Source organism: Ruegeria sp. CDSC025, assembly GCF_059610805.1.
The window spans coordinates 1-16071 of sequence record NZ_JBXWOJ010000026.1; the positions used below are offsets into that span (position 1 = coordinate 1).

Below are 16071 nucleotides of genomic sequence, written 5' to 3' on the forward strand. Positions count from 1 at the left end.
CAGGTGCCCGAAGGTCTTCCTCTCAGCAATCGCCATCGCAGCTCTCGTCATCTATTGGCTATGAGTCCTGACCCTAGGCGCCAACAGTTCGACCAACCGGTTTCCTCGAACCGGACCTTCATGCAAAGCGCAGCATTTTCAACCGCTCAAGACCCAAAGCGCGCACACAGCGGACTTCTGCCGACAGGTTACTGTCGTCTTCTGATCACATACTGGTATCATCAAGCCCAGCAAAAGGTCTGATCTGTCCGGAGGAGCAGACGCTCGCTTAAATGCCGCGAATATTGGCATCGGACCCAGGTGAAATCAAAGTGCAACCGTGCATAACACCGCGCAGTTCGGCGAGGCCGCGCATTCTGCCTATGAGCGGGTAGCCGGGCTGGGAAGGACGAGCGAGATCGTTCAGCAAAGCGTGGCCATGGTCCGGGCGCATGGGAATCTCATAATCTGATCGCCCCTGATTGCGGCGCCGCGTTTCTTCGACCATCAAGGCGCGAATTGTTGCAACCATATCTGTGTCTCCGGCCAAATGTTCGGACTCGGAAAAACTATGGCGATTGCGGTCGCTTGAACCGTCCCGCACGGTATTGCGAAGATGTACAAAGTGGATCCGATGGCCGAGCTGAGCAATGAAGGATACTGGGTCGAAGTCTTCGGCAACACCCAATGACCCGGTGCATAGCGTTGCTCCGTTTGCCGGGCTGTCAACGGCATCCAACACGGTCGCGTAATCACTTTGCGACGACATGACCCGTGGAAGCCCAAGCAGTGGAAAAGGTGGGTCATCTGGATGGCAACAGAGCCGGACGCCGAGGTCTTCGGCCGTTGGAACAACCTCGGAAAGGAAATCAACCAGGTTGGAGCGGAGGGTTTCGGGCGTCACGCCAACATATGCGTCGAGGTTTCGTTTCACGTCCTCAAGAGACCAATTGTCGTTCGCCCCCGGCAAACCAGCGACGATATTGTTCGACAGTTTCAGGCGATCTCCATCACCCAGATCTGCAAACCGGGCCCGTGCGGCTTCTATGATCACCGCTGAATAATCTTGCTCTGCGCGTTGCCTGCATAGGATGAAACAATCGAACATGACAAAATCCAAGAGATCAAACCGCATTGCGTGCCCACCATGTGGCAGCGGATGGCTCAGGTCTGTGCGCGTCCAATCCAGCACTGGCATGAAGTTGTAGCAGACTGTGTGAATGCCACATTCGGCCAAATTACGTAGGCTTTCCTTGTACATTTCAAGGTGTTGCCTTACCGGGCCGGTTTGCGATTTGATCGCTTCGGAAACCGGAACGCTTTCAACAACGTCCCAGGTCAATCCAGATGGAACGCCTCCGGGCTGCTCAATCTGTTGCTGCCGCTCTTTGATGTGCTCGACTGACCAAACCTCTCCTGTTGGAACATGGTGCAAGGCTGAGACGATGCCGGTTGCACCGGTTTGCCTGATTTCGCCAATGGAGATCGCATCAGAAGGGCCAAACCAGCGCCAAGTCTGTTTCATAATATTGCTACTCCTTGATCAAGACGTATCACTAACCCGTCTCATCCTTACCAAGATCTAAGTTAACCGGGACGAGTGCGCCTTTGTGACGGACGACATGGCCTGCCAGACGACACCCCTTGCGTATGCCTGTTGCCAAATCATCCTGCCTAACAACGCTTACCAAGACACCTGCATTGAAACTGTCCCCTGCCGCAGTGGTATCGACAATGCCCCTCGCTGGATCAACGCCTACCTCTCCACGTTGACCTGCTTTTTGAAAAACCACAGGCTGCGCGCTGTTCTTGACGACAATCTGATCGACACCAGCCTTTGCATACCGATCCAGCGTCGCAATTGAATCGCCGTCCCCGAACCATACGGCTTCGTCATCATAAGATGGCAGAACGATATCGGATTGCGCAGCAGCTTTCATAACTGTGTCTGTCATTTCCTGCGGCGTAGACCAAAGCTGTGGTCTTAGATTTGTATCAAAGGCAACAGTCGTTCCGGATGCACGTGCACGACGCAACGCATCGAACAGCATTTCGCGTGATTGTGGATCGAGAATAGCGAGGGTTATTCCAGAATAGTAGATTAAGTCTGCGCCCTTAACTGCCCGCCCGAGTGCAATCTCGTCGACCGCAAGTTGCCTGGCGGCAGAGTCGCTGCGCCAGTATGAAAAACTGCGCTCACCATTGCTGAGATGGATGAGATATAGCCCAATCGTTTTGCCCGCAATGACTTGGACGTGCGTGTCGGATATCCTGCTGTCTTTCATGAACGCCCGCAGATCCTGCGAAATCGCATCATCTCCGACAGCCGTCAGATAGTTGACGTCGATATCTGCGGCGATTTGTGCAAGATACCATGCTGTATTGAAGGTATCGCCCGCAAAACCAAGCTTGAATTCACCAACCCGTTCAGATGGGGCAAGTTCTGCCATGCATTCGCCGATTGCCAGTACACGCATATCAGTTACAGAAAATCATCGCGGCGGGGCGTGAAACTGTCGACCAATGTCCCAGGTTCCAGGCATGTGCAGCCATGGGTTTGGCCGGGCGGGATGACAAAACTTTCACCGGGGCCAAACTCTTGTTCGTGCTCACCCAACGTAAACCGAAATCGACCGCTTTCGACATAGGTCGCCTGCACATGCGGATGGCTGTGTAGGGCACCAATCGCCCCGGTCGCGTAAAACCGGAAGGCAACAACCATGAGGTCAGGATGATCAGATAGCACCTGCCGCATGACATGTTCACCTGTAGAGACGATCGGGAAATTGGGCACAGGTTCTCTCCTTGCTTGTTAGGAAAACAGCATGCCACCGTTGAGATCAATGTTTGCGCCCGTGATGAAGGCACTGTCCTCGCAGGCCAGAAATAAAACGAGATTTGCAGCGTCATCGACATGACCCTGACGCTTTAGCGGTGCGTTGGCTTCAAAGCCGCGTCGACCAGCATCAGGTGTATGAACATTGTGAAAATCGGTATCGATCATGCCAGGACAAAGTGCATTCACACGAATGTCGGGGCCGACCTCTTTTGCCAAACCGCGTGTCATGGTCATGACCGCACCCTTGGCTGTGGCATAGGCGACGGCACCCGGTCCACCACCATCGCGCCCGGCCTGACTGGCGAGATTGACGATAGTTCCAGACGTCATCCTGGACAGGCAAGCCTGCGTCATCAGGAATGTGCTGGTCAGATTCAGGCTCATCACGGCGTCCCAATGTTCAACAGACATTTCCGCAATGGTTTTGCGGGCGATCAGACCGCCTGCATTATTGACCAGAATATCGACGCCGCCAAAGGTTTCGACCGTGCGATACACAAGCGCGTCAACATCCGCCTTCTTGTTCAGGTCGCCCTGCACGGCAATCGCCTTACCGCCGTTGGCTTCGATTGCGGCAACAGCTTCATCCGCGCCGTTTGAGCTGGAAAAATAGTTGATCGCAACATTTGCGCCTTCAGAGGCGAGTTTGATCGCAACCGCGCGGCCAATATCACGGCCTCCTCCGGTTACAATGGCGGTTTTACCTGCAAGTTTCATGTCGGTCCTTCCTATTACAAAGCGCCAGCTTCGCTTGTGTCACGGATTTCAGTTGGCTGCCCTCTCAGAGCGCTCACAGCGCAAGTTGAGACGCCATTATCGGAACGCCCCCGGCATAACTGCCTTTGGGAGCCACAGAATGATTTCGGGGAATGCCGCCAACAGAATGAGGATGACCAGCATTGGGGCAAGGATAAGCACGACCTCACGCAGGACTTGCACAACATTCAGGCCACCGATCGCTGCAGAGATGAGCAAACACAAGCCGTATGGCGGTGTCACCAGCCCGAAGGCAAGCGAGACAATGCCGATGATAGCGAAGGCGATCGGATCAACCCCACCCGCCTGCGCCACGGGCATCAGAACCGTGCCAAGAATGATGATTGTCGGGATTGCATCGATGAACAGGCCAAAGAGAAGAAACAGAAGGGCAATCAAGATAGCCGTTCCAAATGCCCCGAACTCCCAAGCAGTCAGAACACTGACAATCAGGCGCGGCGCATCGTAGAACGACAGTAGCCATCCGAATGCCGAGGCTGTGCCGATCGCAAACAGAGAGATGGCTGCAAATCGTGCGGTGTCATAGAGGATCGTACCCAAATCTCTGACAGTGACCGTCCGATAGACAAACATGCCCAAGATCAGCGCATAACCCGCCGCTATGATTGCACTTTCAGTTGGTGTGACAAGACCACCTACAATACCGCCAATCACAAAGACCGGTGTCAAAAGGGCCAGTGCGGCGCCTTTCCAAGCGGCCCAGAACTCACCCCAGTTCGGCGTCGCCGTCACCGGGTAATTGCGGGCTTTTGCGAAACCATAGACCGTAGCCATCAAGGCGAGGCCAATCATCAGGCCTGGAATCGCGCCGCCCAAAAACAATGCGCCGACAGAGACCTGCATGACACCGCCCCAAACGATCATCAAAATCGACGGCGGGATGATGACCCCCATCACCGAAGAGCAGGCCGTGATAGCAACGGCAAACCGCGTGTCGTACCCCTCTTTCTGCATGGCTGGGATCAGGATTTTTCCGATACCCGCCGCATCTGCTGTGGAAGATCCGGAGATACCAGCGAACAGCATCGACACAGCGACATTTACATGACCCAATCCGCCGGGCATCCAGCCGGTTAGCACACGGGCCAGTTCGATCAGCCGGTCGGTTACTTTGCCGGAATTCATCAGGTTGGCCGCCAGTAGAAAGAATGGAACGGCCAATAAGATGAAGGAGTTATAGGATTGGAACATCCGATCCAGCACGATGAACGGGGTCAGCCGCAGCTCAAGCAACACAACCGGGAGGGTCGCCAAACCCAATGCGAATGCCACTGGGATGCGGATGAAAATCAGCACCAGAAAGCCAGCAATAAGCATCGTGGCGGCAGTTGCAGTATCGAGGATCATGTCTGGCTGCTCTCTCGGTTTAGATATTTCGCGATGGTTTCGGACAACCGGTAGCCTGACAGGAGAAACCAAAACCCTCCGGCAATCGGGACCGATACGTGCGTGATCGCGAGGTTTGCACGCATCATTACAGATCGTTGGTTGCCCCCAAATTCGGTGTATTCGATGCCGTAAAACAGGAAGAACGCCCCAAAAATCATGATGGCAACGTGAACGATGCCGTCTTGGAACAAACGTGGCAGCGGTCTCATTGCGTTGCGGGTAATTCGAACGTCAAAATGGGTGCCGTCCCAAACAGCGACAATAGACCCGATCATCACAATCCAGACGAACAGGAACGTCGCCAGTTCTTCGGTCCAAAGGTAAGTTGGGATCAAACCGGTGTAGCGAGAGACAACTTGCATCGCGACCGGTATCGCCAATGCCCCCATCATCACGCCAAGCAATATACGAAGCCCAGTGCAGAACCTATCCAGATATTTTCCAAGCATGTTCCACCCTACATCGCAATGTGACGCGCCAAGCGCATCGGAAATTGTGCCGACAGGCGAGCTTGAAGACTCACCCGCCCGTCAGCCGGGAGATTACATTCCGCGAACGTTGTTGAGCAGTTCTGTCGCCCCCAGCTCTTCGGCATAGGCGTCCTGCACTGGCTGAACCAGTTCCAGCATTTTCTCGCGACCCTCGAACTCATGCACTTCGATCTGACCTGCGTCGATCATTGCTTGAAGTTTTTCACCATCCTGACCGCTCTCTAGTGCGCGACCAAATGCACCGGCCTCAGCGCCGGCATCCATGATGGCGGCTTGCAGGTTCTCAGGCAGTTCATCGAAGATTTTTGCTGACATCACAATTGGGCGCACGGTGATCGTGTGCTGGGTCAATGAGACATGCGGCGCAACTTCGTAGAACTTCAGGTTCTGGATCGAGGCCGCTTCATTCTCAAATCCGGCGATAACGCCTGTCTGGATTGCGTTGTAGACTTCGTTGTAAGCGATGGCGGAAGGTGCCGCTCCAACAGCTGAGAATGTCTGGGCCTGAATTGGGGCCCCCATGACGCGCATGCGGTGTCCGGCAAGTTCATCCATGTTTGTGATGGGCTCGGCTGAGGCCAGGTTCCGCACACCGCCGCCATGATACCCAACAATCACGATACCTGCAGCTTCGCGCAGATCGTCCTCAAGGGGTTTCAGCGCATCCGACGAAAGGACCGCATCCCAGTGTTCAAGATCACGGAACAGGAAAGGCATATCCATCAAAGGAATGGACTCTGAAAACACCGCCATGTTGGACGGGGCAAGGATCGTATAATCTACGGCGACACCTTGGTTGAGGTAGGTGACGTAATCGGATTCAACCCCAAGCTCACCATTCAGGCGCAGATCAAATTCGACCTCGCCATCATATTTCTCTGCGACCAGTCGTTCAAACTCGCGCAAGGTCTTAGTGAATGCATGTTCTTCATCAAACATGCTTGCCCCGCGCAGTGTGACATCAGCTTGCGCGGTCGAAACCCCGCCCAACAAAACAGCCGTCACAGCCAACGTCTTTAGTGAAAAATTGAACATTCTATCCTCCCAGATCAGGTTCAGGTCTTGTTTTCTTCCAGTCGTCTTTGACCGGCGATCGTGTTCGAAACCTTACAAGTGGTCACGCCAGATCAGCCTTCACCCCAATTTGGATGATCTGATTTCCTCCCAGCTAGCACACTTGTTCCGCCCTCGTTGATGGGCACACCCAACACGATAACTGGGATACTAGTCAACATAAATTTTCTAGATACTATTTAGATATGTGATATTTTCCTTTTAGAACAATGAATATAATGTAACCTAGTATCCTAATTTGCTCTATTAATTCTCTCTCTGATCTGCCACAATGTCGCCAAACAGAGGTTGGAAAACAAAAAATGGCAGCTTTGGGAACCCTTGAACGTACGACGAGTAGCGATGTCGTCTTTGACGAACTGTTTGGACAAATCACCCGCCTGGAGCTGCTTCCAGGGACAAAGATATCCGAAACGGATGTTGCGAAATCATTCGGGTTTTCACGCCAGCCTGTGCGCGAGGCTTTCACGCGACTTTCCAACCTCAATCTCCTTTTGGTGCGGCCACAACGCGCGACAGTTGTTCGACCGTTCTCACGCCAGCTCATCGCGAATGCCCGCTTTGTGCGTGCCGCAGTCGAATTGGAAGTCATCCGAACTGCCGTGTCAGATCGCGACAAGTCGGTAGACGCGGCATTAAAAGCTAACCTTCGTGAACAGGCGGATGCAATCTCAGCAGAAGATGTCAATTTGTTCCATGATCTGGACTACCAGTTTCACAAACTGCTTTGCGCCTCGGCCAAACAGGCGTTTGCGTTTGAAATCATCGCCGAAAACAAAGCGCAGGTTGACCGCCTTTGCATGCTGGCGTTAACCAGCAAAGAAGCAATGGATGATTTGTATCTGGATCATCAATCTCTTTTAAAGGCCCTGTTCAGCGGGGATGCGTGGGCGGCGGATCAAGTTCTTCGTACGCATCTTGACCGTTTGACGCCAACCATTCAGGCAATCTACACAACGCATAACGCATACTTTGATGAATAGGTAGCTAGATATCGGATGGCTTTTCGCCTCATCGCCCTAGTCTAAATTCATACATATTAGGTCGTGTTGACAAAAGGGATTCACAACGACCTCTGATCGTTATTCAAGCCGGTATCTGCGATGGAGGCCAGCCTGGCACGAAATCTAATGCCGGACGAGGAGTGGGCGTTCTTTGAACGGTTCATCCTTTCGGTCCGTGCCCCGAATGGGCGCAGACCTACCAATCACCGCCTTGTTCTTGATGGCGTTTTCTGGATTGCACGTACTGGTGCCCCATGGCGAGACTTGCCTGACGAGTTTGGGAAGTGGTCGAGTGTCTACCGACAGTTCCGACGCTGGACCCTCACGGGACTCTGGGAAAAGATTTTGGAAACCTTGACCGAGAGCAGGATCGTTCCTGACGCTCTTCAAATGGTCGACAGTACAGTGGTTCGTGCCCATCATCAAGCAGCGGGCGCAAAAGGGGGACTCCGCAACAAGGTTTTGGCCGCTCAAAAGGCGGCTTCACAACCAAGATCCACCTCCGGGTAAATGCCGCTGGGCTGCCGATGAGAATTGACATCACACCCGGCCAGACATCGGACTATCTTGGATTTGATCGGGTTATGGACGACAACCTGCCGGAGCCAGTCGTGCTGCTGGCCGACAAACGTTACGATGCCGACCGTATTCGCACCGAACTGCACAGCCGAAGCATTCGACCGGTGATCCCAATGCGAAAGTCCCGAAAGAGGCGCGTTGGGTTGGATTGGCCTCTCTACCGGCTAAGAAACCTGGTCGAGAGATGTTTCAACAAACTTATGAATGCTCGGCGGGTGGCTACCCGCTAAGATAAGACAGCCGAAAGCTTTCTCGGCTTCGTGGATATCACTTCAATCCGCCTCTGGATCCGCCATTTGTCAACATGACCTAGCAGTCGATAACAACTGCATTGTTGCGCATTGCGATGCCGGTGGAGCAGGAGCCATCCACCCAATCTCCTCCGACGGGCCTCACTGCAGCATCGCTAATCCTCGGGCAATGGTAGCAACGGGCCGTCCACAATCTGTGTAGGGCAGGCGGTCAACCGATGCCGTATCGCATCTGAGGTCCGTTCATGGCCCAAAACGACCAATGCTGCAGAGCGCAGCAATGTCTGTTTTTGAACGTGCTCAAGTCCTAACGGACAAAAGCCAGTGTCAGGACGAAGGGTTGCGCATTGGTTTATTGAACCAATCGCTTGGACAAAATCTGGACTGCCGCTTCAAACCTTTGCGGGTCCTGTGCCACTCGGGCTGCCAGTTGTGCGCCCTCGAGCAAAGGCAGTGTTGCGGCGGCTTCTGCTGCCGGATCGGCAACATGTAGGATCGTTCCATCGCCCTGACCCAGTGAAAATACCCTCGCAAGCCATTCGGTCATCATTGTGCGAAAACGGTTCATCTCGGCAATCGTGTCTGCTGACAGATTTTCTGTGCTGGTCGAAAAAGACACGCACAGGCACAAGCTTTGACCACCTTCAAGTGCGCCACGATACCGCTTGATCAAAGCGGCCAAGCGCGTCGCCCCTGTTGCATGGTCTTGATCAATCTCGCCACAGGCGGTTTCCAAATCTGAATAATACCGCTGCATCAGCGCGACGGCCAAAGCTGCCTTGCTGGCGAAATGATGGTGAATGCTGGCCTTTGTGATTCCGACGTCGGCGGCCAGGTCGGCATAGCTGAACCCATCAAAGCCACGCCTGCGCGCGGCCCGTTCAGCCGAATTGAGCAGAGTTGTCTTGGTGTCGGTCGCCATGTGTTATCCAAGATTTTGGTCGTTTAGGCTGTGTAGGACATTCTCTGCCGCTTCCAAAGCACCTTCGATATAGCCGCCGAAAACCGGGGCGACCTCTGTTCCTGCGAAATGCAGCTTTCCGTTCCACAGATTGCTCATCGCCTTCGGTAGACCGTATGTCGGATGGGCATATAGAGGTACCTTATCCGCCTCAGTTGCAGTGTAAGGATCAATGGCCCAGTCTTTCAAGTAGAGCTTTCGGGGCTCGGCGGCTTCAGGCCCGAACAACCGTGTTAATTGAGCGTGCAGGTGCTGACGCAGCAGTTGTTCGTCCGCGCGACCTTGGGGCGGTACACCGATGAAGCCAAATAGCGCGTATGGTCCGCCCTCAGGGGGGGATGCATCATGGATTTCGACCATCGGTCCTTTCCGGCTCATTGCATCACCGGACAGTCCTTGTTTGCGCCAGAATGGTTTGTCGTACACCGCAACAGCCTTGGCCTGACCTGCCATCCATGTCGCGATGCCTTTCATGGTTTGGGCGGCTTCGGCAGACAATGCGGGCGAAAATGCGATTTCGGCCGCAACACGTGGGGGCACAGCGAGGACAGCTTGATCCGCGTGGATCTGTTCGCCCTTTGCCGTTGTTGCAATGAATTGATCGCCGGACATGTCAAGTTTAACAACCGGCGCGTTTAGCTGTTTGCGATGATCCGGCAGGCAGTTGGCCAATGCGTCTGTCAGAGCAGCCAACCCTCCCTTTAGCCGCCATGACCCTTCCATTGATGAAAAACCCTGCCCGCGTTGCACGTTGCCATGTTCATCCTCAAAGGTCTGAGCGCCCTCGGCGAATTGGTCGAACTTTGTCAGACCAAACCGATCAATCAGAGCTGCAATACGTGGCTGGCCCGGCCAGAACCAGGCAGGCCCCATGTCAAAGTAGCCTGCCTCCAGATGCTGCGTCATGATTCGCCCGCCAAACCGCGGGCGGGCCTCAATCAGCATATAGTCGCGCCCTTGCGCCTCAAGACGTTCGGCTAAGACAAGTCCTGACAACCCGCCGCCGACAATCAGCGTTTGCATGCGCTAGAACCCTTCGGATGCCGGGCGCAGATCTAGCTCGTGCGTCCATGTGGATTTGGGTTGGCGGGCGAGGCTACAGTAGGCCTCTGCGATGTCCTCGGGCTTCATCATCTTGCCCGGATCAAGGTTGTGCAGGTCCCGAGATCGCGCTGTATCAATGATACCGTCCAGAATCGCGTGGCAGACATGAACACCTGCTGGTTGATACTCCCGTGCAAGCGATTGCGTCAGGCCGCGCAAGGCGAATTTTGCGCTGGCAAAGGCCGAGAATCTTGTACCACCCCGCAAGGACGCTGTGGCGCCAGATACAATGAACGTACCACCGCCAGCGCGGACCATCGGTTGCAGTGTCGATTGGGCAAGCAAAATGGCAGACTGCACCATCGATCCCCACGTGCGTTGATAATCAGCAAGCCGGGTTTCTGCGAAAGGCGCGATGATCAGTTCGCTCGTGTTGTGGATCACAACCTTGGGCGGGCCATGTTCTGCGATAACCTGTGCCAGGATGCTGGGAACGGCACTCTCGTCCGTCAGGTCCATTTCAAAGAACTGGCAAATCACCGTTTCAGGTTGCGTACGTCCCAAGCCAACGGCAGCAAAGCCATCTTTTGTGAAACGGGACAACAGGGACTGACCAAGGCCAGCCCCCGCGCCGGCCACAAGGACCAAAGGTTTTTCAACACTCATCAGACGGCAGGCGGTTTGGCGTGGGGCAAATGACCCGTCTTGATCCACAGCTTTGCCCCATCAGGGCCAGCCGTTGCAGACAGTTGATCGCCTTCCGGCAGTCGCAGCCATGCTCCTTTTTCAAGCGTATCGCTGCCTTCGGTGACGGAACCGGCAATCACCAGCATTTCGATCCCACCCACATCGGTATTTTCCAGTGTCGCGCCTGCATCAAGGTGGCTGTAGGTAACTGTTTCACGCGCATCACGGTGTAGTTCAGCCGTTGCGACACCATCCACAGGATCGGTCAGTTCTTCGGCCATGGTTTTGCGAAACTGATTGCGGTCGGCCATGTCGAACTGCCACAGCTTTACAAAGATCGTGCAGCCCGGCTCTGACCCCGGCGTATGTGCAGTGGTGGGAGGATTGCGCACATATGTCCCTTCGGGGAAGTCGCCATGTTCGTCCTGAAATACACCATCAAGCACGATGAATTCTTCGCCACCTGTATGGGTGTGTTCCGAAAATTTGCTGCCCGGCGCATAGCGCACAATCGTCGTGGCACGGGCAACTTCGCCGCCGATGCGGTCCAACATACGCCGATCCACACCGGGCATAGGCGAAGCGTTCCACTCAAGCTGTTCAGAATGAACAACCACGCGTGTTTTAAAGTCTGCGTTCAGTTCCATGTTTTTCCTTTCGGCTTGAGTGGTATCGCGTCCTTAACCTGCGATGCTGGGCCGTGCCGAGACCTTTGCACGCCATGCCGTCAGATTGGAGAGTGTCTCTGGAATGTCGACCTTGGCAAAGTCCGCAAAGGCAAGACCGGCAAACGCTGTGATATCAGCAACCGAAAACTCAGAACCAGCCAGATATTCATTGTCAGCCAGAACTTCATCCAAGTAAGCCATTGTCTGACCAGCAACTTGCTTTTGCTTGTTGCCCCATTCAGCACATTGATAGGTCTCAAGGTCTGGCCCAAGACCTGGTGTGGCATGGTGAAAGTAGGTTCCCACAGCATTCAGCAGACCATTTTCTGCACGCAGGTTCATCATCGAAATTTGCGCACGTTGTTTTGGTGTCTCTCCGGTCAGCGACGGGCCTTCGAAATGGTTGTCGATATATTCTGTAATCGCATTGCACTGCGAAATATGTGTACCGTCCGCCAACTCAAGGCATGGCACAACGGCATCGGGGTTTTTGGCTTTAAAGGCCTCGGTGCGATGTTCGCCACCCAACACGTCAACCGGAACGAATTGGACCTGGTCTGTTGCGCCTTTTTCAGCAAGCGCAATGCGCACACGTGCGGGGTTTGGGAATCCCTCAGTATCATAGATTTTCATGTCGTCACTCCTTGTGAACTGACATCTATCTACTAGTAGGTAGGTATCTTGGGCAAGATGTATTTTGGTCGTTGCGATAACAAGGTTGTTACGATGATAAGTTTAGCAGCGTCTGGATTTGATGCCAGCTTCCTTCGAAGCGGTCATTTGTGTCGTCCTAATGAATAACAATAAAGTCCCGCAAAATGATGTTGTTGCATGGATCGCCGAGCCGCGATATCGCCGCCGCTCACTCTGACGCGAGCGGCGATACATCCCTACAAATTCAATAATGCCCGTCGCATCAAGTTTCCCAAGGCTACGTATCGTGTTACGAACTGCTCGGAATACGACGAAAGTCTCCGGCGTCGAGGTGATGTGACGATCTGGGTTTCTGATGATGTTGTGAAGAACTGGGCTTCGTCACGCCGCAAGACACGCGGCGGTCAATCGCTTTATTCAGATCTGGCAATCGAGATCAGTCTCACTCTGCGGGTCGTGTTTCGACTTCCGCTCAGACAAACTCAGAGTTTCATGCGGTCGATTGCCAGGCTGATGGGCATTGACCTCGTAGTACCGGACTTCTCGACCTTGTCGCGACGCGGTAAGCGGATGAAGATTGTCCAAAACCGGCGAGACGCAAATAAGCCAATCACCCTCATTGTGGACAGCACAGACCTGAAAGTGCGTGGCGACAAGGGCTGGCATGGAGAAAAACACGGCATCAGGAAGGCGCGCAAAACATGGCGCAAGCTCCACATCAGGCTTGACCCGGAAACCGGTGATATCGCTGCAACGGAATTGACCACCGAACACGTGGGCAATGAAACGGCACTGCCAGATTTGCTAGCTGACATGGATGTTGATGTGAACCGCTTTCTGGCGGATGGAGCATATGACGGCCAATGTGTTGCAGACTGTCTGTTGGACAAGTTCGGATCCAGGATTGAGATCATTATACCCCCACCTAAAAACGCGGTTCGCGGCGAGAATGCACGGCGCAATCAACACATCGATACCATCGCTGAACATGGCAGAATGGACTGGTAAAGTGAGACGGGAGACAACCAGCGATCACGGGTTGAAGCCTAGATCGGCAGATGGAAACAAGTTATCGGCGATCGCCTGCAAGCGTGTGATCTCGACCGGCAAATAGCTGAAGCGAAAATTGCATCAAAAGCGCTCAACCGCATGACATCTCTCAATCGTGCGGAGTACGAACGCGTCTTCTAACGTGATGGGGTATGGGGCAAATTCGTCTCAAACCTGATCCATGCAACACGGTCGTGGAATGCCACAACGGAAATCTGGCGCCTAGTCCAACCGCCGATACCTGGGCATCAAAAAAGCTGTCAGTAGAACCCATAAAATTGTAACACCCCGCCATCAATCTTTGCCCACCGCAATAGTCCCACTTGCCTTCCCTACCAATCCACTTATGAAGTTCAATCAGTTGACCTAGGGGAAAGATTGCGATGCGCATGCGCGATACGTTCATCAAACCGATGCACCCGGAAGGTATTCGGTTTGTCGCGATCTTTGCCGCCGTTACGGTCGGTCTGTTTCTCCTGTCTAACATTCTGGGCTGGTTTGGTGTCGGCCTCACGATCTGGTGCTACTATTTCTTTCGCGACCCGGAACGCGTGCCACCCACAGGAGAAGGGTTGATCGTCAGCCCAGCGGACGGGGTGGTTTCGCTGATCGAAGCGGCGGTGCCGCCGAACGAGCTTGGGATGCCTGACACGCCTCTCACCCGTGTCAGTGTGTTCATGAGTGTCTTCAACTGTCATGTGAACCGCACGCCAATTGAAGGTGAGATTACCGCTGTTGCATATCGCCCCGGCAAGTTTTTCAACGCATCCCTGGACAAGGCCAGTGCTGATAATGAGCGCAACAGCCTGCGCATTCGTATGAAAAACGGTCAGGATCTGGCTGTTGTCCAGATTGCCGGCCTCGTGGCCAGACGGATCGTCTGCTTCGTGAAGCCAGGCGCAGCGATGCAAACTGGCGAACGATTTGGATTGATCCGCTTCGGGTCTCGGCTGGATGTTTATCTTCCTGATGGCGTGGTCCTACAAGTGCGTGTAGGGCAAACGATGATTGCGGGCGAAACCGTCCTTGCCAGTTTGCCCACCCTTGAAGAAAAGTAGGTAACTGGATCAGTGGCAAAACCATCCAAACAGGAAGAGACCGAGTTTGCGCTGATCCACTTGTTGCCCAATGCGTTGACCATAACGGCCATATGCGCGGGCCTGTCGGCAATCAGATTTGGCGTTCAGGGCAATTACGTGCTCGCTGTCCAGTTGATAATTGCCGCCTGTGTGCTGGATGGGCTGGATGGCCGTATTGCGCGCCTTCTCAGCAGTGACAGCAAACTGGGGGCCGAACTGGACTCACTTGCAGATTTCTTGAACTTCGGGGTCGCCCCACCGCTCGTTCTTTATTTCTGGGCCTTGCAGGATATACGCAGTGCGGCTTGGATTGCGGTTCTGTTTTTTGCGGTGTGCTGCGTCATGCGACTTGCCCGGTTCAATGTGGGCGGCAAATCCGAAACCTGCGATCAAGATGGGGCCTATTTCGAGGGAGTCCCCGCCCCTGCAGGGGCGCTGCTTGTCATGTTGCCAATGTATCTGTCCTTCGCCTTCGCCGATGCCCCTTTGCTGCCCAGTATATTGATTTGCCTTTATATGGTGATCATAGGTCTTCTGCTTATCAGCCAAATACCGACCTGGTCATTCAAGACGACGCGAATCTCGCGCGAGAACGCAAAGTTTTTTCTCATCGGTGTCGCTGTTGCGGGGGCCGCATTGCTGACTTTCGCCTGGGCTACGTTGATTGTGCTTTGTTTCGGATATGTGGGTACGGTCGCCTGGGCGTGGCTCGACAGGGGAATACCTTCTAACCGTTAAGGACTCGATATGGACATCAAAGCCGTTCAAACTTCCTATGCTCGCTGGGCCCCCATCTACGACAAGACGTTTGGGGCAGTTACCAATGTCGGGCGGCAGCAGGCGGTTGATTTTATCAATAGACGTCCAGGCAAAGTTCTGGAGGTTGGCGTCGGCACCGGACTTTCGCTGGAACATTACGGGCCCGAAACGCAAGTGACCGGAATCGATTTCAGTGAGGACATGCTGCAAAAGGCGCGCGACAAAGCAAAAGATCTATCGCTGAACCATGTTGCCGAGCTGAGGCAAATGGATGCGCGCACGCTTGATTTTCCAGACAACTATTTCGATACGGTTGCGGCAATGCACGTGCTATCCGTCGTACCGGAACCGGAAAGGGTAATGGCGGAAATAGCACGGGTCTGTAAACCGGGTGGAAAAGTAGTAATTACCAACCATTTCCAACGAAAGCGGGGGTTGCTCGCATCCTTGGAACGCGCGATTGCTCCGGTCGCAAATACGATTGGCTGGCATTCTGATTTCGATATTGAAACAGTACTGCAAGAGGATGCGCTTGCCGTAGAGGAGCAAAGAACCCTTCCACCTCTGGGGATGATGACATTTTTGGTACTGAAAAAATCAGTTGTCACGTAACTGTTCAGTGAAAGAACTTGGTACGACTGCAAACAGGAAACTGAGCAACACCAGCTTTTCTTGAGCCTCCCCAACTGAACTGGTCCCCCTTTATGTTTAGGAAACGGAGGACCTAGAATGGCAAACAAGAGACCGAAGCCGGAAGAGATTGTCTCGAAGTTACGGCAAGTTGAA

At 53.9% G+C, this 16071-nt stretch carries 17 protein-coding genes and 1 pseudogene; 6 read left to right on the top strand and 12 right to left on the bottom strand.

Features of this window, described 5'->3' with window-relative positions; genetic code table 11:
- Positions 1-268 precede the first annotated feature (268 nt).
- The 7 genes from uxuA to AC2FH8_RS20310 form a co-directional block, all read right to left on the bottom strand.
- Positions 269-1504 carry a mannonate dehydratase gene (gene uxuA, locus AC2FH8_RS20280; RefSeq protein ID WP_496690607.1) on the bottom strand — a complete coding sequence of 412 codons (1236 nt, stop codon included), beginning with the start codon at positions 1502-1504 and terminating at the stop codon, positions 269-271.
- 31 nt (positions 1505-1535) lie between these two features.
- Entirely contained in the window at positions 1536-2456 is a 921-nt protein-coding gene (locus AC2FH8_RS20285; protein WP_496690608.1) for a sugar kinase, read from the bottom strand.
- 5 nt (positions 2457-2461) lie between these two features.
- Positions 2462-2773 carry a cupin domain-containing protein gene (locus tag AC2FH8_RS20290; protein WP_496690609.1) on the bottom strand — a complete coding sequence of 104 codons (312 nt, stop codon included), beginning with the start codon at positions 2771-2773 and terminating at the stop codon, positions 2462-2464.
- Positions 2774-2791: 18 nt separating this feature from the next.
- Positions 2792-3535: an SDR family NAD(P)-dependent oxidoreductase gene (locus AC2FH8_RS20295; RefSeq protein WP_271952733.1), complete on the bottom strand. Its 744-nt coding sequence runs from the start codon at positions 3533-3535 to the stop codon at positions 2792-2794.
- Between the two features lie 96 nt (positions 3536-3631).
- Entirely contained in the window at positions 3632-4942 is a 1311-nt protein-coding gene (locus AC2FH8_RS20300) for a TRAP transporter large permease (RefSeq protein ID WP_271952730.1), read from the bottom strand.
- Entirely contained in the window at positions 4939-5433 is a 495-nt protein-coding gene (locus AC2FH8_RS20305; RefSeq protein ID WP_282027911.1) for a TRAP transporter small permease, read from the bottom strand. The genes AC2FH8_RS20300 and AC2FH8_RS20305 overlap by 4 nt, the downstream gene beginning before the upstream one ends.
- 93 nt (positions 5434-5526) lie before the next feature.
- Positions 5527-6510, bottom strand: coding sequence for a TRAP transporter substrate-binding protein (locus AC2FH8_RS20310; protein ID WP_282027912.1), 984 nt, complete (start codon positions 6508-6510; stop codon positions 5527-5529).
- 341 nt (positions 6511-6851) lie between these two features.
- Between AC2FH8_RS20310 and AC2FH8_RS20315 the strand changes: the two genes are divergently transcribed.
- On the top strand, positions 6852-7532 hold the full coding sequence (locus tag AC2FH8_RS20315) for a GntR family transcriptional regulator (protein ID WP_271952726.1): 681 nt from the start codon (positions 6852-6854) through the stop codon (positions 7530-7532).
- 120 nt (positions 7533-7652) lie between these two features.
- Positions 7653-8440 (top strand): annotated as a pseudogene (locus AC2FH8_RS20320) (IS5 family transposase).
- Positions 8441-8735: 295 nt separating this feature from the next.
- Here AC2FH8_RS20320 and AC2FH8_RS20325 read toward each other — a convergent pair.
- Genes AC2FH8_RS20325 through AC2FH8_RS20345 form a run of 5 tightly spaced genes read right to left on the bottom strand, consistent with a single transcriptional unit; the run spans position 8736 to position 12376 of the window.
- On the bottom strand, positions 8736-9305 hold the full coding sequence (locus AC2FH8_RS20325) for a TetR/AcrR family transcriptional regulator (protein WP_142640372.1): 570 nt from the start codon (positions 9303-9305) through the stop codon (positions 8736-8738).
- 3 nt (positions 9306-9308) lie between these two features.
- On the bottom strand, positions 9309-10367 hold the full coding sequence (locus AC2FH8_RS20330) for a flavin monoamine oxidase family protein (protein WP_496690610.1): 1059 nt from the start codon (positions 10365-10367) through the stop codon (positions 9309-9311).
- A gap of 3 nt (positions 10368-10370) precedes the next feature.
- Positions 10371-11054 (bottom strand): SDR family NAD(P)-dependent oxidoreductase, encoded by a 684-nt coding sequence (locus AC2FH8_RS20335; RefSeq protein ID WP_496690611.1) that lies wholly within the window; start codon positions 11052-11054, stop codon positions 10371-10373.
- Positions 11054-11722 (bottom strand): cupin domain-containing protein, encoded by a 669-nt coding sequence (locus AC2FH8_RS20340; protein WP_271952720.1) that lies wholly within the window; start codon positions 11720-11722, stop codon positions 11054-11056. The genes AC2FH8_RS20335 and AC2FH8_RS20340 overlap by 1 nt, the downstream gene beginning before the upstream one ends.
- A 33-nt stretch (positions 11723-11755) precedes the next feature.
- The gene (locus AC2FH8_RS20345) at positions 11756-12376 is read right to left on the bottom strand and encodes a glutathione S-transferase family protein (protein WP_271952718.1); all 621 of its coding nucleotides are present in this window, start codon (positions 12374-12376) and stop codon (positions 11756-11758) included.
- A 198-nt stretch (positions 12377-12574) separates the two neighbouring features.
- Here AC2FH8_RS20345 and AC2FH8_RS20350 point away from each other — a divergent pair, with 198 nt between their 5' ends.
- The 4 genes from AC2FH8_RS20350 (at position 12575) to AC2FH8_RS20365 (ending at position 15897) form a co-directional block, all read left to right on the top strand.
- Complete coding sequence (locus AC2FH8_RS20350) at positions 12575-13405, top strand: IS5 family transposase (protein WP_496690612.1); 831 nt, start codon at positions 12575-12577, stop codon at positions 13403-13405.
- A 425-nt stretch (positions 13406-13830) separates the two neighbouring features.
- Positions 13831-14505: a phosphatidylserine decarboxylase gene (locus AC2FH8_RS20355; RefSeq protein WP_496690613.1), complete on the top strand. Its 675-nt coding sequence runs from the start codon at positions 13831-13833 to the stop codon at positions 14503-14505.
- A gap of 12 nt (positions 14506-14517) precedes the next feature.
- Positions 14518-15264 carry a CDP-diacylglycerol--serine O-phosphatidyltransferase gene (pssA, locus tag AC2FH8_RS20360; protein WP_282027913.1) on the top strand — a complete coding sequence of 249 codons (747 nt, stop codon included), beginning with the start codon at positions 14518-14520 and terminating at the stop codon, positions 15262-15264.
- Positions 15265-15273: 9 nt separating this feature from the next.
- Positions 15274-15897: a class I SAM-dependent methyltransferase gene (locus AC2FH8_RS20365; protein WP_282027914.1), complete on the top strand. Its 624-nt coding sequence runs from the start codon at positions 15274-15276 to the stop codon at positions 15895-15897.
- Positions 15898-16071: the final 174 nt, after the last annotated feature.

Bases quoted from the DNA above. Each gene is read 5' to 3' on its own strand.
- AC2FH8_RS20335 (WP_496690611.1), bottom strand. From the start codon at position 11,054: ATGAGTGTTGAAAAACCTTTGGTCCTTGTGGCCGGCGCGGGGGCTGGC.
- AC2FH8_RS20340 (WP_271952720.1), bottom strand. From the start codon at position 11,722: ATGGAACTGAACGCAGACTTTAAAACACGCGTGGTTGTTCATTCTGAA.
- AC2FH8_RS20325 (WP_142640372.1), bottom strand. From the start codon at position 9,305: ATGGCGACCGACACCAAGACAACTCTGCTCAATTCGGCTGAACGGGCC.
- AC2FH8_RS20330 (WP_496690610.1), bottom strand. From the start codon at position 10,367: ATGCAAACGCTGATTGTCGGCGGCGGGTTGTCAGGACTTGTCTTAGCC.
- AC2FH8_RS20345 (WP_271952718.1), bottom strand. From the start codon at position 12,376: ATGAAAATCTATGATACTGAGGGATTCCCAAACCCCGCACGTGTGCGC.
- AC2FH8_RS20305 (WP_282027911.1), bottom strand. From the start codon at position 5,433: ATGCTTGGAAAATATCTGGATAGGTTCTGCACTGGGCTTCGTATATTG.
- AC2FH8_RS20355 (WP_496690613.1), top strand. From the start codon at position 13,831: ATGCGCATGCGCGATACGTTCATCAAACCGATGCACCCGGAAGGTATT.
- AC2FH8_RS20350 (WP_496690612.1), top strand. From the start codon at position 12,575: ATGGATCGCCGAGCCGCGATATCGCCGCCGCTCACTCTGACGCGAGCG.
- AC2FH8_RS20300 (WP_271952730.1), bottom strand. From the start codon at position 4,942: ATGATCCTCGATACTGCAACTGCCGCCACGATGCTTATTGCTGGCTTT.
- AC2FH8_RS20365 (WP_282027914.1), top strand. From the start codon at position 15,274: ATGGACATCAAAGCCGTTCAAACTTCCTATGCTCGCTGGGCCCCCATC.
- AC2FH8_RS20315 (WP_271952726.1), top strand. From the start codon at position 6,852: ATGGCAGCTTTGGGAACCCTTGAACGTACGACGAGTAGCGATGTCGTC.
- uxuA (WP_496690607.1), bottom strand. From the start codon at position 1,504: ATGAAACAGACTTGGCGCTGGTTTGGCCCTTCTGATGCGATCTCCATT.
- AC2FH8_RS20295 (WP_271952733.1), bottom strand. From the start codon at position 3,535: ATGAAACTTGCAGGTAAAACCGCCATTGTAACCGGAGGAGGCCGTGAT.
- AC2FH8_RS20285 (WP_496690608.1), bottom strand. From the start codon at position 2,456: ATGCGTGTACTGGCAATCGGCGAATGCATGGCAGAACTTGCCCCATCT.
- AC2FH8_RS20310 (WP_282027912.1), bottom strand. From the start codon at position 6,510: ATGTTCAATTTTTCACTAAAGACGTTGGCTGTGACGGCTGTTTTGTTG.